Source organism: Kroppenstedtia guangzhouensis (assembly GCF_014637345.1).
In the GTDB taxonomy this organism is placed as follows: domain Bacteria; phylum Bacillota; class Bacilli; order Thermoactinomycetales; family DSM-45169; genus Kroppenstedtia; species Kroppenstedtia guangzhouensis.
Genome location: NZ_BMEX01000006.1, coordinates 86,252 through 108,274, shown reverse-complemented (window position 1 = coordinate 108,274; position 22,023 = coordinate 86,252). Strand labels below are relative to the sequence as shown.

Annotated in this window: 18 protein-coding genes and 2 pseudogenes; 6 read left to right on the top strand and 14 right to left on the bottom strand. The window is 49.4% G+C overall.

Annotated elements, in window-relative coordinates:
• Positions 1–19: 19 nt before the first annotated feature.
• From IEV46_RS10575 to manA, 11 genes and pseudogenes are all read right to left on the bottom strand, one after another.
• Complete coding sequence (locus tag IEV46_RS10575; protein ID WP_188432540.1) at positions 20–1,027, bottom strand: aldose 1-epimerase; 1,008 nt, start codon at positions 1,025–1,027, stop codon at positions 20–22.
• Positions 1,028–1,041: 14 nt separating this feature from the next.
• Entirely contained in the window at positions 1,042–1,671 is a 630-nt protein-coding gene (locus tag IEV46_RS10570) for a YesL family protein (protein WP_229736036.1), read from the bottom strand.
• A gap of 39 nt (positions 1,672–1,710) precedes the next feature.
• Positions 1,711–3,852, bottom strand: a complete 2,142-nt coding sequence (locus IEV46_RS10565) for a glycoside hydrolase family 52 protein (protein ID WP_188432538.1) — start codon at positions 3,850–3,852, stop codon at positions 1,711–1,713.
• Between the two features lie 51 nt (positions 3,853–3,903).
• Positions 3,904–4,794, bottom strand: a complete 891-nt coding sequence (locus IEV46_RS10560; RefSeq protein WP_373284598.1) for a carbohydrate ABC transporter permease — start codon at positions 4,792–4,794, stop codon at positions 3,904–3,906.
• 90 nt (positions 4,795–4,884) lie between these two features.
• Positions 4,885–5,763, bottom strand: coding sequence for a carbohydrate ABC transporter permease (locus IEV46_RS10555; RefSeq protein WP_188432536.1), 879 nt, complete (start codon positions 5,761–5,763; stop codon positions 4,885–4,887).
• An 80-nt stretch (positions 5,764–5,843) separates the two neighbouring features.
• The gene (locus IEV46_RS10550; protein WP_188432535.1) at positions 5,844–7,145 is read right to left on the bottom strand and encodes an extracellular solute-binding protein; all 1,302 of its coding nucleotides are present in this window, start codon (positions 7,143–7,145) and stop codon (positions 5,844–5,846) included.
• Positions 7,146–7,242: 97 nt separating this feature from the next.
• The gene (locus IEV46_RS10545) at positions 7,243–8,031 is read right to left on the bottom strand and encodes a response regulator transcription factor (RefSeq protein WP_188432534.1); all 789 of its coding nucleotides are present in this window, start codon (positions 8,029–8,031) and stop codon (positions 7,243–7,245) included.
• Entirely contained in the window at positions 8,028–9,776 is a 1,749-nt protein-coding gene (locus tag IEV46_RS10540; RefSeq protein WP_229736035.1) for a sensor histidine kinase, read from the bottom strand. Before IEV46_RS10540 ends, IEV46_RS10545 begins: the two co-directional genes overlap by 4 nt.
• 348 nt (positions 9,777–10,124) lie before the next feature.
• On the bottom strand, positions 10,125–10,850 hold the full coding sequence (locus tag IEV46_RS10535) for a GntR family transcriptional regulator (protein WP_188432533.1): 726 nt from the start codon (positions 10,848–10,850) through the stop codon (positions 10,125–10,127).
• Positions 10,851–10,883: 33 nt separating this feature from the next.
• A pseudogene (locus IEV46_RS18780) lies at positions 10,884–11,765 on the bottom strand (ROK family protein); the annotation flags it as partial.
• A 45-nt stretch (positions 11,766–11,810) separates the two neighbouring features.
• Positions 11,811–12,758, bottom strand: a pseudogene (gene manA / locus IEV46_RS18775) (mannose-6-phosphate isomerase, class I); the annotation flags it as partial.
• 131 nt (positions 12,759–12,889) lie between these two features.
• Here manA and IEV46_RS10525 point away from each other — a divergent pair.
• The 4 genes from IEV46_RS10525 to gmuD all read left to right on the top strand — a co-directional run bounded on the left by IEV46_RS10525 (position 12,890) and on the right by gmuD (position 16,442).
• Positions 12,890–13,207 (top strand): PTS sugar transporter subunit IIB, encoded by a 318-nt coding sequence (locus IEV46_RS10525; protein ID WP_188432531.1) that lies wholly within the window; start codon positions 12,890–12,892, stop codon positions 13,205–13,207.
• Positions 13,200–13,544, top strand: coding sequence for a PTS sugar transporter subunit IIA (locus IEV46_RS10520; protein WP_188432530.1), 345 nt, complete (start codon positions 13,200–13,202; stop codon positions 13,542–13,544). The genes IEV46_RS10525 and IEV46_RS10520 overlap by 8 nt, the downstream gene beginning before the upstream one ends.
• Positions 13,545–13,564: 20 nt before the next feature.
• Complete coding sequence (gene celB, locus IEV46_RS10515; RefSeq protein ID WP_188432568.1) at positions 13,565–14,872, top strand: PTS cellobiose transporter subunit IIC; 1,308 nt, start codon at positions 13,565–13,567, stop codon at positions 14,870–14,872.
• 151 nt (positions 14,873–15,023) lie between these two features.
• The gene (gene gmuD / locus IEV46_RS10510; protein WP_188432529.1) at positions 15,024–16,442 is read left to right on the top strand and encodes a 6-phospho-beta-glucosidase GmuD; all 1,419 of its coding nucleotides are present in this window, start codon (positions 15,024–15,026) and stop codon (positions 16,440–16,442) included.
• Positions 16,443–16,612: 170 nt separating this feature from the next.
• Here gmuD and IEV46_RS10505 read toward each other — a convergent pair whose 3' ends face one another.
• Entirely contained in the window at positions 16,613–17,152 is a 540-nt protein-coding gene (locus tag IEV46_RS10505; protein WP_188432528.1) for an undecaprenyl-diphosphatase, read from the bottom strand.
• 584 nt (positions 17,153–17,736) lie between these two features.
• On the opposite strand from IEV46_RS10505, the gene IEV46_RS10500 reads away from it, so the two are divergent.
• Entirely contained in the window at positions 17,737–19,020 is a 1,284-nt protein-coding gene (locus IEV46_RS10500; RefSeq protein WP_229736033.1) for a helix-turn-helix domain-containing protein, read from the top strand.
• 288 nt (positions 19,021–19,308) lie between these two features.
• Here IEV46_RS10500 and IEV46_RS10495 read toward each other — a convergent pair whose 3' ends face one another.
• The gene (locus IEV46_RS10495; RefSeq protein WP_188432527.1) at positions 19,309–19,773 is read right to left on the bottom strand and encodes a hypothetical protein; all 465 of its coding nucleotides are present in this window, start codon (positions 19,771–19,773) and stop codon (positions 19,309–19,311) included.
• A gap of 234 nt (positions 19,774–20,007) precedes the next feature.
• Positions 20,008–20,235: a hypothetical protein gene (locus IEV46_RS10490; protein WP_188432526.1), complete on the bottom strand. Its 228-nt coding sequence runs from the start codon at positions 20,233–20,235 to the stop codon at positions 20,008–20,010.
• Positions 20,236–20,417: 182 nt separating this feature from the next.
• On the opposite strand from IEV46_RS10490, the gene IEV46_RS10485 reads away from it, so the two are divergent.
• Positions 20,418–21,761, top strand: coding sequence for a VWA domain-containing protein (locus tag IEV46_RS10485; RefSeq protein ID WP_188432525.1), 1,344 nt, complete (start codon positions 20,418–20,420; stop codon positions 21,759–21,761).
• Positions 21,762–22,023: the final 262 nt, after the last annotated feature.

Sequence of the window (22,023 nt, the reverse complement as noted above, 5' to 3'; positions counted from 1 at the left end):
AAATCCTCCTGGATTAATTTTATCTTTTGGGCCTGTTCGACACGGTGATGTTTGTTTTAAACATCCTGCTTTCTTCTGGTTCCAACTCCTGAAATCCGGTGAGGGATAGCGGAAGTTCCAGGTTCGGGGCATTGGTTACCCAGGTGTAGGGTTCCGGACAGAGAAACCCGTGATGGCCATCGGAATTGTAGACCACCCAATGCTTAAAGTGGCTGTCCACCCGATACCGGATCTCAACTCCTGCCGATTGGAGCCACAAAGTTGCCTCATTGGCAGCCCCGGAATCTCCCCCTGACAGATAGACATCGTCCAAAGGGATTCCCTTCAGACTCATCCCTGTTTGCATTACTTTCTTGTAAGGGATCTCTTCCAGTTCCCCTGTCGGCAGGAGCCGGCTGTTCAAGCGCCACCGTTTCGCCGCGGTCAGGGAAAATTGGGCTGTCTCTTCCGGAAAGTTAAAGGTCGTATGAAATCCAAGCCCCAGCGGAAGGGGATCGGTTCCCCGATTCCAAACTTCCGCCGTTTTGTCCAATGAACTTCCCTCAAGTGCATAGGTCATCCTCAGGATGAAATGGTGGGGAAACTGCCGGGTTACTTCCTCATGGTCCGCCGAGTCAAACTGAGTGACGACCACGGCATGTTCCCCCTCTGCCTCGGCTTTGATCACCTTCCACTTTCGGGTATGGATGAATCCATGGATGTGATTATGGTGTTCTTTCTCGTTTACATCCAATTGATAATCCCGGCCTCCGTATGAAAATCTCCCATCCTCGATCCGATTCGGAGGAAACAGGATGGGTGTTCCGTATAAAACCGGGGTTTCCCAAAATTCTTCAGCTGAATGGGGTACTCTCAACAGTGGGTGTCTGGATCGCTGATCGACCAATGAGATCAGATTGGAGCCCCAATCGGGTACAATCACAAACTCCAGGTTGTCATTTCCCGCTTGGATCGCCTGTTGCTGCAGAAAAGGAATCTCTTGAACGAATGCTGTGATCGTGGATTCCTCCTTCCGGGAGATGAGCATTTTCAAGCAAGTATTCAGGTCTGTGTCACTGTTTTCCCCTTTATTCGGTTAAAGCTGTGATATCCACCTGTCATCAGCACTGCCGCGATCATCACACCGCTGAAAAATGGTATCAACGCTGTCATGTACAGATTGAGAAAGATGACTGCCGCGACAGCCACCAGCATGATGACGGATCGATGGGGATTCAAAACGGCATGGAACAAGGCGTATTTAATGGAATCAATCATCCCGGCACGATAATGGACATACACCGGAAAGAGAAACAACAGTGTCAGCAAATAGCATAGGATCAGGGTCCATAAAGGGATGAACAAGGCAATCTGGAGCGGGCCTGCAACGGTTTTTAAGAACATGAGGTCGATTGCGACCAATACAGCCGGGATCAGAAGCAGTAATCCAAGAAGGTTTGCCCTCAGGAACTCCTTCCGATATGTCTTCCAAAAAGTGTTCCATACCGGAATCCCCGTCTCTTTCAACAGCCACTTTCGGACCACAGTGAATAGTGCGACAGTGGAGGGCATAATCCCCCACACGAACATCCCGGCCGCCGAAAACAGGAGCCACAGTAAATTTACATAGGCCAATCTTGTGATCCATTCGCAGATGGTGAACAATATCCCAGAGGTTTTTCCAAATTCCATGCTCAATTCCCTTCTTTTCATTTCAAGAGACCGACCCGATTATTTGTTAAAACAAGAGGTTTTCTTGTTCTCTTCCAACCACAAGATGCTTGTCACGCCGCGGGGATAATATTTACTGCCGGCGATTTCACCTGCAATGATCTGATCACTCCAACTCCAGACAGACAGGGTGGGATGGGTCAGCCATTCTGCATGGACTGCATCGGCACGGGCCCCTTTTTCATCCCACTTCCAGCCCAGGATCTTCCTTGCGACGAATTGGCATAAGTAGATTTTGCTCAGCCAAGAGTTGTTGCTCGTTGAGGAGATTTTCCAGCCACCATTTTCAAACAGACAGACCCCTTCCTTGAGCACAGTCTCCAGATGGGTTTTCAATGCCTGGAGATATGATCCGAATCGTCCATCTTCCTTCAAAGCTTCGGTGCAATGTGTCAGGTGGGGGAAGAGCAGTCCTTCAATGGCAGGGATGATTTTTGAATCATTGCCTTCACCGAGTACTGCCGGAATATACCCGTCGGAGGTGGCATGGCTGACGATGGTGTTGGCGCATCTCTCCGCTTGGGCCCCGGCTTCTTTTGCGAGATCCGGCCGGCCGTTTTCTGCAAACAGCTTTTCTAGGGCAACATAGGAAGCCCAGATTTTCCCTGCGAGGTAAAGGTTGTTTCGGGCTTGCCCTAGAGATACATCCAGACTGTCGTAAGTGGTGATTTCAGCTCCTCCCATGACTCGGGAAGAATCCAGCCCCATCAGTCCATTACGTTTGGATGGTTCCGGATGATCGCGGTTCAGCATGCTTTTAAAACATTCGATAAAGACTTCGAGGTTGTCGTTCAGCCATTCCTGGTCCCCGGTCTGTGCCACATAGACAGCAGCAGTCAAAATCCAGTTCACCAACTGCTCGTGGGTCATATGGGAGAAACAACCATCGAGACCGTACAATTCATAGGAAGAGTACTCCGGCCGCGACAGGGTGTTGGCCACCCCCATATCATGGGTGAAGCTGATGCCGCCGGGATATTCGGTGTCATCCCCGGGGAAGCGGACGGTATCTTCATAGCTGAAACGTTTGACGAACATATTCAGTTCATTTTTTACTGTCCATGGATTCATACGCAATTCAAAAAACATCTGGTCCACCGTCAAATCAAAGGTGTTCATCATGCGGTATTCGCCTTCATTGACGACCCAGAATGGTTTTCCATCCGCATCGAGCAATTGCGTGGAGCCATAATAGCTGCGGATCGAGTGGGTGAGCATAAACTTTTGGTCATCGGATAAGTGGTCGGCCTTGTCGATGGATTCGTTTGCTTCTTTACAGTGCTCCTTGATCTCAGAAAAATGGTCGAGGGCGAAGGTTGCGACAGATTCGATGTCTGGGAAAAACCGGGTGTAGTAATAGGAAGTATCCATACCGGCTGTTACAACTCCCCCGCGATAAAAACAGATGGCGAATCGGTAAGTACGGCGCTCTCCGGCGGGGACATCGGCAATGAGTGCCGCGAGCGGCCCAAGTCCAAAGGTCCAGTTTTCTTCCCGGGGGGTTGTCAGGATATTTTCCATGCTGAAATGCATCGCCGATTTTACATCAGGGTCTTTGGAAGCGATGGCGGTGATCCGTCCCTGACCGACCCCAGAAATCCCGTCACAGGTGTCATCCAATCTCCGCATTGAGCTGTACGGATCGCTGCCCTGGTAACCGAAAAACGCGCGTCGGGGTTTCGTACCATTGGTGTTGTCAAGGGTGAGTTCTGCTAAAACAGCAGGCACGAGAGCCAATTTCAGTTCCGCTTCCGTCGCGGTGGTCGGATCAGGTACCGTCCGAACTTGAGAATAGATGGTGAAGCTTAAATCTCCGGCTTTCCAAGTGTCTGTGCCCAGTTGAAAGTCCCTTTGAATGCTCTCCTTTGAAAAAGGAAAGATGATCTTCGGCTTATTCGGGTCCGGATCCATATTTTCGATATCATAGCGTTTGCTTTCATCCGTATCCGCCGATGTGAAAAAGGGAAAAGCCTCATAAATTCCTTCTCGGTCCACCGTTTCCGCCCCGATGTAGACGTCCCGGCGCGGCGGCCGACCCAGCTCCAGGTCCAGTCCGCCACCGTTTCCGGGGAAACCGAGGGTAAAACTTGAAAACGCCCCGATCGGTGAGTGATGTGCATTGAAAAACAGATTCCGATTCAATTTCATTCCCCACTTTCTTGTTGATAGAGAAATGAGGTTCCGACGGGTACCTCATCCCTTTACGGATCCTGCTGTTATCCCTTCGACGATGCGATTGCTGAGAAGAAAGAAGGCGATTAGAATGGGAAGGATGCTGATCATGAGCGTGGCACCGATCGCACCCCAGTCCGTTGTATACTGACCGATAAAGTTCTGGATACCGACGGTCAAGGTTTTATAAGTATCTGAACTGATAAAGGTGTTGACGAATACGAACTCGTTCCAGTTGTAAATCATGTTGATGATGGCTGTGGTCGCGATGACCGGCGAAGTCATCGGCAGGGTGAGCCGGAAGAAAATATGGTGGATGGTGGCGCCATCCATCACCGCCGCCTCCTCCACCTCACGGGGCAGAGCCTCGTAAAAGCCGAGGAGAATCATGATTGTGATCGGGAGGTTAAAGGCGGTGTATGAAAGAATGATGGAGAGTGGGCTGTCAATCAGGTTGGTTTTGGTGAATGTATCGAATAACGGGATGAGGGTCGAGTGGACCGGAATCATCAGGCCAATCATGAACAATCCCAAAACCGGCTGGCTGGCTTTCCATCTCATCCGTGTGATCGCAAATGTCACCATGCTGGCCAACAGGACAGTCAATACAACAGCTGACACCGTATAGAGGACACTGTTAAAGAAATACTGGCCGATGTTCCCTTCTATCCACACCTTGACATAGTTCTCCCATTTCGGTTGCGTTGGCAGAGAAAAGGGTGACGTATTAAATATTTCTTGGTTGTTTTTCAGGGAGAAAAGGAACAACCAGACAATCGGGTAAATCTGAAAGGCGGCCACGACGATCAGGAACGAGTACAAGATTCCGTATGCCACCGGGTTCGCCAATCTCTTGATTTGCAGGAGAGACTTCTCTCTGTGTGAAGTCTGAACCGGTTTTGCTGTGTCCATGACACGCTTCCTTTCCATGAATTATGAAAAATTGATCTTCATCCGTAAAACGTCCTGACGAAAGGGCATGTGGAACCCAATCCCGCCTGTCTAAGAAGGGGTGTCCTGACCCGTTGCAGCCAGTTTTCGAATCAGGTAGGTGGCAACCAGACAGATGAGCAGCAGGAAAAAACCAACTGCACTGGCGTAGCCGAAGTTAAATCCTTTGAATGCTTGATTGTACATGTAGGAGGCCATCACTTCACTGGCTCCATTGGGTCCGCCGCCGGTCATGATGTATATCAGGTCAAAATACTTTAGCGAACCCACAACCGCAAGCACGATGGTTACGATGATCACGCTCTTGATCAATGGAAGCTTGATTCGGGTGGCGATCTGGAATGGGGTGGCCCCGTCGATTTTTGCAGCTTCCACAATCTCTTCCGGGATATTCTTCAGAGCAGCATAATAGATCAGAATATAGAAGCCGGCGTACTGCCAGATCACCGGGATGATGATCGCAAACAAGGTGAATCGGGGATCGGCCAGCCAGGAAGGAGGGTCTACAACGCCAAGTTTCATCAGGATATGGTTTAATATTCCGTTACTCGGGTGGTAGATTTTCATCCAGAGCTGGGCGATCACCACAGAGGCGAGCAACATGGGGATCAAGTAAATTTTCCTGAGAAGATCCGCTCCTTTGATATTGCCGGCCAAGATGATGGAAATCATGAGATAACCGATCAAACTGAGAGCTGAGAAAAGGGCTAGTAAGAAGGAGTGATAAACACTGTCCCAAAAGAGGTGATCCTGGATGAGATCTTTGTAATTTTTTAACCCGATGAATTCCATCTCTCCGATTCCGTCCCACTTCATCAGACCGTAATATCCGGTCAGCACGATGGGGATATATACCAGGACTAAAACCAGCAAGAGAGCAGGTGCTACATACAGAAAAATCACTTTTTTGTTGGCCATGACTTGATTCAAAGGATTTCACCCCTTCCCTCACAGGGAGATAAGAGAGGACATCACCGGAATACGGGAAATGTCCACTTTTTACACTTCACTCAGTTTTCTTCATTCTTCAAGGCAGTCTCATGCTGTTTTGCATAATCCTTCGGCTTGATTTCGTTGCCATAGAGGGACTGGATCAGGTTCAAGTGTGTTTCGGCAACGGATGGGCTCATTTGAACATCGGCGAAGAGGGTGATGTTGCTCGCTTGGTTCAAATCATTCAGCACATCGATATACAGCTTCGGCAGGTCCAATTTGTCAGTATCCACCTTTGTGGCGGGAATTACACCGGCTTTTGTCACAGATTGCTCGCCCCATTTTTCAATGAAGAATTTGACGAATTTCTTGGATTCCTCTTTGACCTCGGAATTTTGAGCGACAAACAGTCCTACACCGGGTCCGCCCACCCAGCTGTCGATGTCCCCCTTACCGTCTTTGACGGTCGGAAACTTGAAGTATCCACTCTGATCACGGAAATCTTGCGGGATCTCTTCATTGGTTGTAAAGTTGGGAAGTTCCCAAGTTCCCATGAGGTACATCCCCGCTTTCCCGTTCAGAAATTCGGACTTTGCTTCGTCGTTGGAAAGGCCGTTAAACCCTTTGTTAAAGGCGTTGGCTTTCACAAGTTTTTGAATTTCTTCCGCTGCCGAAACGAGAGCAGGGTTTTCGAAGGAACCGGAACGGTCAATTGCCTGGTTCAATACTTTCGGTCCGCCGATGCGGTCAGCCAGATACATATACCAGAGGGAACCTGTCCAGGCGTCTTTGTTTCCCAGAGCGATGGGAGAAATCCCTTTGCTTTCAAGGGTTTTCACAACATGTTGGAACTCCTCGTAAGTTTTTGGAACTTCCAAGTTGTTTTCTTTGAAGATTTTCTTATTGTAATAGATGGGTGCGATATTCAATTCCAGGGGCAATCCATACGTCTTGCCGTCCACTGCATAGGCTTCTGTCGTGCCTTTGACAAAATCGTCTTTCAAGCCATCTTGCAGGACGTCATCCAGCGGAGCGAAAAGGTTTCCCTTGGCGAAAGGCTTCAAATAGCCGGCTGCCCAGGTAAACCCGACATCGGGCAATTTGTTTGAGGAAGAGAGGACCTTGATTTTGTTTTTGTACTGCTCGTTTTCAAGTACTTCCACTTCCACACGGACTCCCGGGTGTTCCGATTCAAATTCTTTAATGATCTCTTCGACAATCATGTGGTGCTGTTTGGAACTGCCGGCAGGCCAGAGATGCATGAATTTGATGACCTTTCCGGAACCGCTTTCATTTTCGGCCCCTTTGGAACAACCGGTCAGAGCGAGGGAGACAACAAGAACAGAGGCAAGCAGGAAGAAATACGCCTTTTTGATCATGGATGAACCTCCCGGTTTCAGGTATCGTCATAATCAAGCGTAGCATCAAAAAAAAGAGACGGTAAGGTTACCGCCTTTGGGAAAAATACCACAATCTTTAGACGGACGGGCCTTTGACAGCTGCAGATTTCCGATATTTACTGGGTGTCACCCCTTCATAATCCTTAAAAACCTTGATGAAATATTTGGGGGTTTGGTATCCCGACTTCCGGGAAATCTCATCAACGGTTAGGGAAGATGTCAGCAACAGGCTTTTGGCCAGCTCCAACCTTTTACGTGTCAGGTATTCACTGAAGTTGAGGCCGGTTTGTTCCTTGAACAAGGCACTGAAGTAAGTTGCATTCAAATGGACATGATCCGCCACCCTTTTAAGGGTGATGGAGTCATTCAGATGCTCATGGATGTATTGGATCGCTTTTTTGATGGGTAATTTCAGAGGGGTGTTCTCCTCCATCTGTAAGATCCTCGGGTCCGCCACTTTTTGAATGTACTCGATCCTTTCATTGGCGGCTTTGATTTCAAGGGCTTGTTCCACTGCTTCAATCAGCTTTTTCTTGCTGGTGGGCTTCAGCAAATAATTGACCACTCCAAGGCGGATGGCTTCCTGGGCATATTCGAAATCAGGATATCCCGAAAGAATGAGGACGACGGTTTTTTGTTCATTTGTCCTCAATGTTTTTAACAATTGGAGTCCGTTCATTTCAGGCATGCAAATATCGGTGATCAAAAGATGCACCTCCCTGGAGCGAAAGATCTCCCAGGCTGCCTTTCCATCTTCCGCGGTGAGGATCTCATAGCTCCCCGCAGCCCACTGATCCAGCGTCTTTTTGAGGCCCTGTCGGGTTCTTTGTTCATCATCCACGATTAAAATGGTCCTGGCGATCACTTTTGAACCCCCTTTTTTGCAGGGATTTCAATGGTTACCCGGGTTTCCCCGCCCGGCGTGCTCTCCAGCTGCAGGTCGGGGAGTTGGACAGATTCATAATAGAGGTGAAGTCTTCTGTTGATGTTGGAAAGTGCGATCCCTTTTCCGTTCTCATATAGTGAAGATACCTCATCATTTTTGATCCTTCGATGGATCCACTCCAGTGTGGGTGGATCCATTCCCTTCCCGTTATCTGTTATCACGATCCGGATATGCCCGTTCTCGGCATCCATGGTTTTAATGGTGATTTGGCCCGGTTCCGTTTGGTTTTCGATTCCATGAACGATCGCATTTTCCACGAGAGGTTGCAGGGTCAGTTTGGGTATGGGTTGATCCAGGTGCTGTGGTTTAACGGATATTTCCCAGCGGATTCGGTCTCCCAACCTCATCTTGATCAGCTGTAAATACCCTTCAATATGTTCGATTTCATTACGGATTTTCACCCACTCATCTTCTTGCGGCTTCCCGATGGTATAGCGGAACAGGTCGGACATCACCACGACGAGTTCAGCAAGATCTTCCTCTTCCCTTTCTTCCAAAGTCCAGTACAAGGCATTTAATGTGTTATAAAGGAAATGTGGATCCATCTGGGCTTGCAGGGCTTTCAGTTCAGTTCTGCTGCGGAGCAATTCCTTCTCGTAGACCTCTTGGATGAGGTGATTGATATTCTCAGCCATCTGGTTGTAGGTATGATTTAATTCAATGATTTCAATGGAAGAAAATATATTGGGACTCTGCTTCAATTCATCCAGGTGGGCTTTTTTCATGGTGTCGATCAGTTGATGAATCGGCCGCGTGATGAAGTTGGACAGGAAAAAGGAAGAGATCAGGAAGATGCCGCCCCCGATTCCACCGGATAACAGAATGGATGTTTTAACCGTCGAAACACCTTCTAAGAGGAGATTCATCGGCATGAATACGACCAGAGTCCATCCTGTCAGCTCCGATCGTTCCTTCACAACCATATAATCGGTCTCTTCGATCCGGATATTCTTCATCCCTTTCTCCAACACACTTTCCAGGTTGCCCTGATAGTTTGAAGTGATGGGGGTCAGGTTTTGGTCCAGTAGCATCATAAACTCCCGTTGCCCCTCATTGGAAGTTAAACCATTCATCTGAAAATAGCTGTTATCGATGCGGGTGATCAAATAGCCTCCCTTTGCAAACCAGTGGTCCAACAAATTGATTCTGCGGATCATAAGGGAATAATCGCCATTCCTAGGGTCCTTACCAGCCCATACCACTCTTCCTTTGCCGATTTCTGCCTGTTCAATCCACTTGGGATGAATCCGGTCCGAAAGTTGAGTATCATCAAAAGGGTAAATTCGGTCTCCGCCGGAAGAATAAAGTTCAAATCCCTGAATGCCCTCGGAGTAGACTTGGTAGTTACCGATAATACGTGCAAGTGTTTGTCTCTCCGAAAAATCTGGAGGGTTTCCCTCAGTCATGGACAGAAGCTTCTGCTGAATCGTTTTATCTGTTACAAGTTGGCTGGACAAGGTATCCACTTGATTATAAAGTGTTTCCATTCTGCCATTGGCTTCAATGGCCGTCTGTTTCATCTGGTTCTCAGCATTCTTTTTCACCAGTGCCGATACTTGGTTGTAAACGAAGAAGGATACAATGGCCAAGACGAACAGCATGACCACGAGGTAGACGGACAGGATCTGATTGCGCAGAGTATTCAGTCTCTTGAGTCTGTCCATGACCGGATCCATCCCCTTTCAGACCGCCGTTTTCTCAATTTTAGCAAACCGGGAGCATTGTGAATGAGTGCTGGCAGGGGGGCACATTTCGCTTCATTTTTTCCGGCGAACCAAAGATGCTCCATGTGAATCTCAATTCCCTGGTGAACACTTTTTCACAATGATTCTAGCGGAATCAAAATGTGAACATCACCCCTTGTAAAAAGATGGTCCTCAAAGTGAACCGCCCCCAGCCGGGCTGGGGGCGGTAAGATCAAGTGAACGATCCTTGGAGAGAATCGGCTGACGGGGGACAGAATACCAGGGAAACCGTTGGTCTGAGTCAGGCAGTTAGGTGCAGATTCCCGGTCATTGCGGACGTTGAATATTGATTACGGTAAATACGAACTTATCATAGCGATGGCGGGCGAAGGAGTATTCAAAGGGGGTTCCGTTACTCAAGTAAACCACTTGTTCCACTTCCAAGATCGGATCATCCGGTGTACAGGCCAGGTGTTTCTGATCCAGTTCATGGGGTTTGTCCGCTCGAATCATCTTATGGGAACTGGAGATGGTCAAGCCCAAATTCTCCTGGATATGTTGATAGATGGACCCTTTAAGTACCTCTTCGTTGATCCCTGTGATCAGCGGGGAGGGCATATAGGTCCGTTCCATCACGTAGGGCTCCCCGTCGACGAATCGAAGTCGCAGGATGTGGTAGACGGGCGTTTCTTGATCGATGCTCAAATGCTTGGCCACCTCCGGATCGGGAAAGTCAACGTGAAAGGCGATCACTTGGCTGGTGACCTGTCTTCCTTTGGCGCTGGCCGTCAAACCGATCGTCTCTCCGCTCAAAACATTTACCTGGTCCGGCTGCAATGAGGATTGAAGAATGAAAGTTCCGTGACCCCGTTTTCGATAAAGCAACCCTTCTAACACCAACACTTCCAGTGCCTTCTTCATCGTCATCCGACTGCATCCGAATTCCTTGGCCAGTGACATCTCATCGGGGATGGCTTGATCCGGGGGGTAGTGCCCTCGGGTGATTCGGTTTCGGATTTCATCGGCAATTTTTATATACTTGACTTGGCCCATCACATATCACCCATCGTTTTCGTAGTTGGATATTCAGCTGTTCCACGGGCGGCGGCCCAGATGCGCCGCGCCGATCAAGCCGGAGTTACCTCCAAGAGCCGCCGGTTTGATTTCCACCTTGTCCCGCAGTTGCGGATAGAGGTATTCTTGCACCTTTTGGAGCAATGGCTCCCAGAACCATTCTTTGGATTGAAGAACACCACCGCCGATGATCAGGAGGTCCGGGTCCACCACATGGACGATATTGGCGATCCCGATGGAAAGGCTCTGCAAAAATTGATCCACTATCTGCTTTGCGGAAGAATTCCCGTCTGCGGCAGAACGGAAGAGTGCTGCGGCACTGTCCAAGTGGTTCATTTCTTTTTGAATCCGTCGATTTAGAGCAGTCCCGCTGGCCATCACTTCCAGGGCCCCTCGGTTCAGCATCGGATGTTCCGGTCCGTGGGGGTCGATTACCATGTTTCCGATTTCGGCGGCACAGCTGTGTGCTCCCCGGATGATTTTCCCGTCATAGACGAATCCTCCACCGATTCCGGTACTGACCGTCATATAAAAAACACTTTCCTTCCCTTTGCCGGCACCGAACAGGGCTTCTCCGAGAGCAGCTGCGTTGGCATCGTTCTCGATATAAACGGGCAAGTTGAGTGCCGACTCCACACGTTCTTTCAGGGGAATCGCCTTCCACCCGGGAAGGTTGGGTGGGTTGAGGATCAAGCCCCGGCGTGCATCCAGCGGGCCGGGAGAGGCGATTCCGACGGACTCGAAGTCCCATTCACTTTGCAGCAATTGAAGCAGATGGATCATGTGATGGATCACATCATCGGGACCCAGATGAGCAAAGGTTTGGGTGGTCAGCATCTTTCCGATGGTTCCGTCAGGCAATACTGCCGCTGCCCGGAGGTTGGTACCGCCGAGATCCACAGCTGCTTTTGCTTTTTTTCTCATATTATACCCCTTATCAGGGGCTGGTTCAGTGATAAATAGTTCGCCATACCCGGCCAGTGAGTAATTACCCAAGTCATGGGGAATCAGGAAGCTGTCCCCCTGTTTCAGTGGATGGATTCCTCCGTCTGTGATCATGCGGGCTGAACCCTTCAGCAGGTATCCCAAGGCATACGTCCGGTGGGGTGACATGGACAATTCACCTTGTAGCTGGATTTTCCGCAGGGAAAATTGGTTGTTTTCAGTTAACGTTTCAACCAGATTCCTCCCTTCTTTGAACACTTTTCTTTCTTCGATGGACCGGATATGGGGAACTTGAATCACATCCAGCCCTTTCTTCAGATGCAGAACTCTCTTTCTGCCATTTTGATCTGTTCGGTCATAATCGTATAAACGATAGGTAGCATCCGAGCTTTGCTGTATTTCCAGCACAACGGTGTCACGGCAGAGAGCGTGAACGGTTCCGCTGGGGATAAAGAAAAAATCTCCCGGTTGGATGGGGATGCGCTGCAGCAGTTCCGTCCACTGTCCGGTTTGGATCATCGATTCCAATTCCTCTTTGGTGGCAGCAGTATGACCAAGGATCAGCTCGGCTTCCTTTCCGCACTCCAGGATGTACCAGCATTCGGTTTTTCCATAAGTTTCCCGTTCGTGTTTGCGGGCGTAGGAGTCATCGGGGTGAACTTGTACCGATAAATCACGGGTTGCATCGAGGAGTTTGATTAGAAGAGGAAATTTCCCTTCCCTTGGATCACCGAACAACCTGGGGTACTCCTGCCACAGTTGGGGTAAGGTTTTCCCTTGGAATACACCTCCATTGACCTCGCTGACTCCATGAGGATGGGCGGAGATGAGCCAACATTCCCCCACTCTTCCTTCCGGTAAGTTATATCCGTAATCCTCCAATTTTCTGCCGCCCCAAATTCTTTCCTTAAAAACAGGATGGAAAAAGATCGGTTCTACCATTGCCATCGAAGCACTCCTTTTCGCATAAGTATAGCTTTGTGTTTTTTAAGTATAGACATTTGTGATGAGCTGTGTATAATATATTACGAGGATTCCAAACCTTTTGCAAACCACTGGAAAGGGGTATAGTGATGCGAAGGATTTTACTCGCCTGTTCTTCCGGCATGTCCACCAGTCTGTTGGTAACCAAGATGGAAGCCTACGCCAAAAGTATTGGCGACGAAGTCGAGATTCGGGCGGTGGGACAGGATCAGGCCAAGAGTGAACTGAAAAACATGGATGTGGTTTTGATCGGTCCCCAGATGAGTTTTTTTAAAGAAGAATTGCAACAGGCCGCCGAGTCTCATCAGGTTCCGGTGGAAGTGATCGACCGGATAGCTTACGGGATGGCGGATGGGAAAGCGGTCTATGAACAGGCGGTCCGACTCATGGGAGGGCAAAATGAGTGAACTCCAACCGGAAATGCTCACAGACGAACAAATTTCCTTTCAAATTATTTCTCACAGCGGTCAAGCGCGCAGTCACATCCTCGAATCACTTCGCCGTTATCGCGAGGGTGATGTCGAGGGCTGCCGTACGCTGGTCAGTGAAGCTTCAGAGATGATTTCCAAAGCCCATACCGTGCACTTTCATCTGATTCAAAAAGAAACCCAGGGTGAGGGAAGGCCTTTGACCTTGCTTTTGATGCATGCGGAGGATCATCTCATGTCAACCCAGACGATGAGGGACTTGGTACAAGAGTTGATTGAAATATTTGAGAAGGGGAGAAAGGGGGGAGCCGATTGAATGGGAAATGGTTTGATCAAATGAGCAAGGTGCTGGTTCCTCTCGCCGGAAAACTGAATAACAACCGTTACCTGACAGTTCTCAGAGATGCTTTTATGCTGGCGTTTCCGATCACCATCTTCGGCTCTATTGTCGTTGTTTTGATGAACTTGCCTTTTCTCGAGTCATTCCTGACTGAGAGCAGTCTGACCGCTTTTCGTGATGCGGTGGGAAATGCTCCACAAGCGAGCTTGGGGATCATCTCCCTGTTCGTGGTATTTGGTATCGGTTATTACCTGTCAAAAAGTTATGAAGTGGAGCCGATTTTCGGTGCTGTGATCGCCATGGCCTCTTTTTTGTTGCTCACTCCTTTTTTTATGACTCCCGAGGGAGGAAAAGAGATCGTCACGGATGTGATCCCTCTGGATCGTCTCGGGGCCAAAGGGATGTTTGCGGGGATGTTGGTTGCCTTTACTTCGACGGAAATTTACCGGTTGATCGTACAGAGAAATTGGGTGATCAAGATGCCGGCAGCGGTGCCGCCGGCGGTTTCCAAATCCTTTTCCGCACTGATCCCGGCCACGGTGACACTTTCCGTTTTTCTGTTGGTGAATATCGGTTTCACCCGACTGTTGGAGACCAACTTTCATGATCTGATTTTCAATGTCGTCCAAGCCCCCCTCGTCGGGCTGGGGAGTGGAATTGTCCCGACTCTGATCGCGGTCTTTTTTGCTCAGCTGCTCTGGTTTTTTGGTTTGCACGGCCAAATCATCGTCAATTCTGTGATGGATCCCATCTGGAACACCCTCTCCCTCGAAAACCTGAACACCTATACAAAGACCGGGGAAGTTCCCCATATCATCAGCAAGCAGTTTATCGAAACCTACACTGTCGGCATGGGCGGAACCGGGATGACTTTAGCCGTGGTGGTGGCCCTCCTTCTGTTCATGAAAAGCAAACAGATGAAACAGGTGGGTAAATTGGCTTTGGCCCCCGGCATTTTCAACGTGAATGAACCGGTGATCTTCGGATTGCCCATCGTGATGAATCCACTGATTCTCATTCCATGGATTTTGTCGCCGATGATCGTTACGCTCGTCACCTATTTTGCAATGTCGACAGGAATGGTTCCGCCTCCGACGGGAGTGGCTGTTCCATGGACGGTTCCGATATTTATCAGCGGTATCATGGCGACGAACTCCCTGGCGGGAGGGATCCTGCAACTCATCAACTTCTGTATTGTTCTGGCGATCTGGTTTCCCTTCCTCAAGTTCATCGACAGAATGAACCTGAAGAAAGGAACGCCGGATCCAACCGGGGAGATCAAAGGGACGGAACAGTCTGCATAATCCATAGAAAGCCGTTCACAGGGAGGATTGGGTTTCACATGGGGTGATTTTGGCAGTTCAGAACAACGAAAAGGTCGTGTGAAACCCAATCCCGAACAACCTGTCTAACAGCATTCACAATCCTTATAGAACCAGGGAGGTTTGCGGAAGGATGCAGCAAAGAATCGATACTGCGAACTCTGCGCAAGTGATCCATCGCTTTCCAAAAGATTTCTGGTGGGGCACAGCCACCTCGGCGACCCAGATCGAAGGGGCGGCGGATGTGGAGGGCAAAGGTCCGAACATATGGGATTATTGGTATGAGCAGGAGCCCTATCGTTTCTTCAATCAAGTGGGACCTGGAGATACTTCCCGGTTTTATGACCGATACGAAGAAGATATTGAACTGATGAAAGAGATGGGGCACAACTCCTTTCGGTTTTCCATCTCCTGGTCCCGGCTGTTTCCTGAGGGCAGGGGGGAAATAAATGAGCGGGGGGTGGATTTTTACAACCGTGTCATCGACAAGCTGATTGCCTGTGACATCCAACCCTTTGTCAACTTGTATCATTTTGATATGCCCCTCGCTTTACAACAGCTGGGTGGATGGGAAAGCCGCGAGGTGGTCGAGGCCTATGTGATGTATGCGAGGGAATGTTTTGCGCGGTTCGGTGACCGTGTGAACTATTGGTTTACACATAACGAACCGATCGTCCCGGTGGAGGGGGGATATTTATACGACTTCCACTATCCCAATGTCGTCAATTTTCAGAGAGCGGTCCAAGTCGCTTTCCACTCCATCCTGTCCAGCGCTCTGGCGGTTCAGGCTTATCATGAGGCTGGACATGGGGGGAAGGTGGGGATCATTCTCAACTTGACTCCTTCCTATCCGCGCAGCCAACATCCGGCGGATTTGCGCGCAGCCAAATGGGCGGATCTCTTCTTCAACCGTTCTTTCTTGGATCCATCGGTGAAAGGGGAGTTTCCGGAGGAATTGGTGAACTTGCTGGCGGAGACCAACCATTTACCGAAAGTGGAAAAGGGGGATCTGGAGACAATTCGCATGAACACCGTGGATCTGCTGGGGATCAATTATTATCAACCCCGCCGAGTGAAGGCAAAAGAACACCTGCCACACCCAGAGTCTCCCTTGATGCCGGATCATTTTTTCGATCACTATGTGATGCCGGGCAGGCGTATGAATCCCTACCGGGGGTGGGAAATCTACGAAAAGGGAATCTATGATCTGTTGCTGGATCTGAAAGAAAACTACGGAAATATCGAGTGCTTTATCTCTGAAAACGGGATGGGTGTGGAAAACGAGGAACGTTTTCGGACAGAGGACGGGATCCAGGACGATTACCGGGTCGACTTCATCCGGGAACATTTGCGGTGGGTCCATCGTGCCATGGAGAAGGGTGCCCATGTGAAAGGATATCACCTGTGGACATTCATGGATAATTGGTCATGGACCAATGCCTATAAAAATCGATACGGTTTGGTTTCAGTGGATTTAGAAAATAATTGCAAACGAACCGTCAAAAAGAGCGGTCGCTGGTTTAAGGAAGTGATCGCCCAAAGCGGGTTTTAAAAAAAGAGCGAAGACTCTCAGGCTCATCCCTTGAGAGTCTTTGGTTTTCATTTTCGAAATACCGCTGGCGTGTTGATTATCCCTATGAACGTTGTGTCACAGGGAGGGTTGGGTTTCGCATGGAGGCCCAGGGAAGAGAGCCGAAAAGACCGCCATCAGGCGGTCTTTTCTTAGTTCTCCATACTTTGGAGACGGTCTTTGTCTTGTCTTTTGTCAACGATTTTTGAGGCGACCCAAGCCACAACGATGGCAGAGATGAAACCGACCAGGATGCCGCCCAAAATATCGGTGGGATAATGATGGCCGACCCAGATGCGTGAAAAGCCCATGATCAAGGCCAGGACAGTCATGGGAATCCCCCATCTGCGATCGTAGATCCAAAGCGCGCAAGCGATCGCAAAGGCTGCCGTGGTGTGGTCACTGGGAAAGGAGGCATCCGCCGCATGATCGATCAACATGTTGACTTTGTGGTCTACAAAAGGGCGTGTGCGTTCATACAGCTGTCCGATCACCCAACTGATGCCAAACCCCAAAAATAAAGTTGCAAAGCCCATGAGCCCGGCAGGCCGGGTGGAGCGCAGAATAACCGACAATACGAGAACACCGGCAAACAGATAAGGGACATACTCGGTAAATGCGATCATGATGAAGTCCAGCCACTGCACTTGTCCGGCCCAGCCATTGATGGTTTTGAAGATTTGGTAGTCCATAGGTTCCTCCAAGGTCATATGATGGCGGGAAAGTCAACGGGAGTTATTCACGTCACATGCAACCTGTGTTTTTGTCCGCTCCTTTCACCTCCCGGTGAAATGTTGGCACTACAGTGGAAAACAAGGGAAGAGATCAAAGGTTCACTGATGCAAATATTTGATCTCGGGACATTTGCATCACGCTTCTGATGGTATTATACAAAATTTATCCCAAATAGTATCGACTCGGCTGGCATTTCTGTAAAACAGGCGTGATGAGTCAGGGGAGTGGAATGTCGTGTTAAGTAAGGCTCAAGGTAGTACTAGTCGCACCTGAAGTCACTTTGCTCCCGGCATCCACTTTCCGGTCAATCAACAACCCTTTATTCATTATAACGATTCTAACTCTATCGCTCTTGGAGTTGAATAGAACTCCCAAGTTTAGCGGGTGTTCTGACTGATTAAATAAAAGGGCTCACCGGAAAAAATTGAAAGACCACTGACTCTATTGTATGATAAAAGAGATATTAGAAAAAAGAGGATGAGGGTGGTGAGTCAAAATAAACTCGCTGGAATTGCATGAGATCGGAGAGATCATCAGAAGGGTGCGAAAGGAGAGGCGCTTAAGGCTGGAGGATTTGGCCGATGAGAACATCTCTCCGGCCACGATCAGCAACATTGAGCGCGGCGTTCCCCATGTGAATCCCCAACGTGCCGTCTACCTTCTCGAAAAGTTGAATATCGATATGAAAGACCTCCCTGAACTGATCCTGGGGGAGAAGGAAAAATTGAAAGAAGCCCAGTTCCATCTGAATTCAGCGGACTTGAAACGGGAGATGGGCGATATCCAGGGCGCGATTGCGAAACTGGACTCCCTGGAGATCGGCGATGATCACCCGCTGGCTCCCACGCTGTACTCCCTGAAAGGGAAGTGTTACCGGGGTCTGCGCAACTGGAAACGGGCCGAACGCAACTTGTACAAAGGGATTCAACTGGCCAGCCAGCGTCCGGACTCCAGCAATATAGAAGCGGTCTGCTTTCTGGAGCTGGGTCTGTGTCAGTACCTGCAGAATGATCTGGATGGAGCCTTAAAGTTCACGGAGAGCGGGATCGACGCCTTTCAACAAGAGGGGGAGCGGCAATACATCTGGCATCAGCTTCATGCGAACAAAGGGATCTACCTGGAACGGCTGGGCCGGACTGCAACTGCCATGAAAGTGGTGGAGGAGAACTGGAAAGACATCGAGCGGATGGAGAGCGTGACCGCCAAACTGACCTTCTACTGGCTGCGCTCGGAATTGAACTACCGCCTGGAACTGTATGATGAGGCCGCCCACTATGCTGCGGAGGGGTTGGAGCTGGCCCGGATCAACCGGAAATTTTCGTCCATCTTTCCTCTCGCCATTGTCCTTGGAAACGTCCATTTGCGACAAGGGGAGCTTGAAAAAGCGGAAGAGTGCTTTATGAACGCCCTCGGGTGCAAAGACAAGCTGGATGATCAAAAGAGCATTAGCAAAGTCTACATTCGATTAGGTACCCTGTACAAACTTAAAAAACAATACGATCAGGCCGCGCAATCCCTTGAGAAAGCCATCGGGATCGGAAAAGAGCAAAATGATGTGCCACGCTTGACTTCCGCATATATAGCCATGGGCGAACTCTTACTCTCTCTTGAAAAGAAGCGGGAGGCGATCGAGTACTTCAATGAAGCTCTCAGTTTGGCGAAGAAGCACAACCTGAAGAAGCGGGAGCACCGAGCTCTCTACGGTCTCGCCAGTTCGTGGGAAAGCCTTGACGAGCAGGAATTTCAGAAATGCATGCATAATATGTATAAAGTACAGGGGGAACTGAGACAAAACGAGGGAGTGGTTATCGATGAAGTGGATTAAAAAAGGCGTAATGGTATTCATTTGTGGTCTTATCCTTGCTGTTAGTACTTACTATGGAGTGGTTGAGGAGGACCCAGCCAGTGATTCGATCGCAGACAATAGACCTAATACGGATGATCCGGCGGGTGCCTAAATGGTTGTACACAAGCCCTCTTAAATTAACTTATCCTAGCGTCGTATTTGGCAGAGATGGCGAACCTCACGAGATTCGCCATCTCTGCAATGGATCCTCCAAGATGCCGGCATCGCCGGCATCTTTTTTTCAGACCCGAGCCCAGGGGGATCCTCTCACACAAGATCGGCCAGCTTCATGATCAACATCATCAGGGAAATCAAGGGAAGTGCACTGGCCAAAGCGATAGTGATCATGGAGAAATTGGAGACATGCCGGTTCAGCGAAGCGGAAGAATGAGGATCTCGCATCACCTGTGACCGGGTTAAAAAGATTTGGATCCACCCAAACACCAGGATCAGGAACACAAGAATCAGAGGGATCTCCACTTCCACCTCAACACTGTCAAAGATTTGGATAATTCCCCATACGGTGAGGATCAAGGGTAAGGCTTCGATGAACAACAATCGGGTGATGAAGCGGATGAATTCCTTTTGAAATCCAGCTCGTAGGGTTTCTTCCCCACTGTTTTCCGCCGACAGAAGGTTGGAGACGGACAGTTTAAAGGACAGGACGATCCCCACGACCGCGATGGAACTGGCGATCACGAACAGCCAGGCAGGATTGGACACGATACTCACGAACTCATCTCCCCTTTCCGATCCATTTCGGCTTCTATTTTAAATCCTTTCGAAGGGAGATCAAGTCAAGCCGTCCGGGAGTGATACGCAACGAAGCGAACCTCGTCCGAAGGACGGGCTTGGGATCTGCGGAATTTCAACAAAGTAGGGACCGCGAGGGGAAACAGTCGGATGGTCCCATTCTTCAGTCAAACGACCCGCCATTCCGGCGGTTTTTTCATCTCTTTCGTTGGCTCACTCTCTGCACAGATCCTCCTGTTTCCGGGCCAGTTTGAGACGGGTGAGTTCGTCTTCCAGTCTGCCGATTCCCCGGTTGAGGGCCAGCGCCGCCAATTCGGGCAGGGTTCCCTGGCTCAAATCGAAAGCATTCAACTGCCGGGCCTCTTTCAGCAGGATTCGGAGTCGCTTCAACTCCTCACCGGGAATTAGAATTTCTCCTTCATCAGGCACTTTGACTTTCACAAACCTTCTCTCCTTTCCGATGAAACGTCACTTCCCATTATGGATCGGATGAGCTCCGGTTTAAACCACGGGATGGAAGATCTTTCGCCTTCTATCAAAGTGTTTCATCCCATGGAATGATTACCCAAAGTGGGATACAATAATCTGCATACCGGGATGATAGATGCGAGGAGGAATTATTCTTGTTTCGTAAATTCACAAGTGTATGGCTTGTACTGTTGTTATTGATTTCCGGTTGCGGATTGTTGGTTGATTCGGACGCCCCGGATCAAGAGAACAAGGAAAAGAAAAAAGAACAAAAACAGGTAACCATCGAAGAGTTTGTCGCATCCAAAGAGATCGACGACATACTCCGAGAAGGGCCGGGGCCTTTTGCAGGTGAGAACTATGATGAAGAGAAGGTACGTGAAGAGCTGAAAAAGTTTCCCCGGGGATTATCGTCGGAAGAGGTATTTAATCGTTTGGTCTTTTTGTTTGCGGAAAACTATGAACAGGAAGTGAAAGAGCTCGATGGGTTCAACACGGACATCGACTTCAGAGAACTGCCCAAGCCCCAGGGTCCCGATGGACCCAAAACGATGGAACACAATGTTCTGATCTTGATGGATGCCAGCGGAAGTATGGCCGAAAGGGTGGATGGCGAATCGAAGATGAACCTCGCCAAGAAGGCGGTGAAGGATTTTGCTTCCCGCCTGCCAAAGGGTACCCGGGTTTCCCTGCGGGTTTACGGTCATAAGGGGAGTAACAGTGCAAAAGATAAGAAACAATCCTGTGAAAGTACTGAGGAAGTCTACCCCTTGGGGGAATACAATCCGGCGGAATTTGAAAAATCTCTCAACCGATTTCAGCCGGTCGGCTGGACTCCTTTGGCCGCATCGATGGAACAAGCGAAGGATGATTTGAGTAGTCATGTAGGGGAGAATGTATCCAACGTGGTCTATGTAGTAAGTGACGGTGTGGAGACTTGCGGCGGGGACCCGGTAAAGGCTGCCCAAGAGCTAAGCCAATCCAATATCCAAGCGGTGGTCAACATCATCGGATTTGATGTGGACAACGCCGGGGACAGAGCCCTGGAAGCCGTGGCCAAGGCGGGAGATGGGGAGTACATCTCCGTGCATTCCCGGGAGGGATTGATCAAGTATTGGAAGGATGAATACCGGAGGTTATATTACGAATGGTTGAGCTGGCGGGTGAACAACCGCAATCAAGTGTTGGATATATACTTTAAAAAGTCGAAATCTCTGGAATCGATCAGTTATCCCGGAGGCCGGATTTTCGAAAAGCATAATCGGGAAGAAGAGCGAATGTTGGCAGCCCGGGATTATCTTGAGGAAAACGGGTATTGGAAAGACAGGAAAGATGCTCTTGAACTGGGGGAACAGATTCGCGGGCGCAGGGGAAAGATTGCCGAGTACCGGAGAGGTCGTTATAAATCCCTGAAGGAAGAGCTTCGATCCAAAAAAGAGGAGCTGGTCAAGTATATTGAGGATCTGAGTCACCAGGAGCAAGATAAATATCAATATTGATCCCACGCTTTTAGTTTTTGCATGCTGGGGCGGTGTCTGATCTAACGATTGTTGGGCTCGGTTCCATCCAATCGAATGACCAGACACTTCCGCAAGTGGCAGCGGCTGGTTCCCGATATTTCCGGGAACAAGCCGCTGAATTTTTGAGGACAACACTTTATTCCTGCAAAGAATGAGGAGGACCACCGGATCATCCTCTCGAAATTTCAGCGATTCGGTTGTGGGGCCGGAACGGATCGATCCCCCCAAGCCTTGAAAGTAT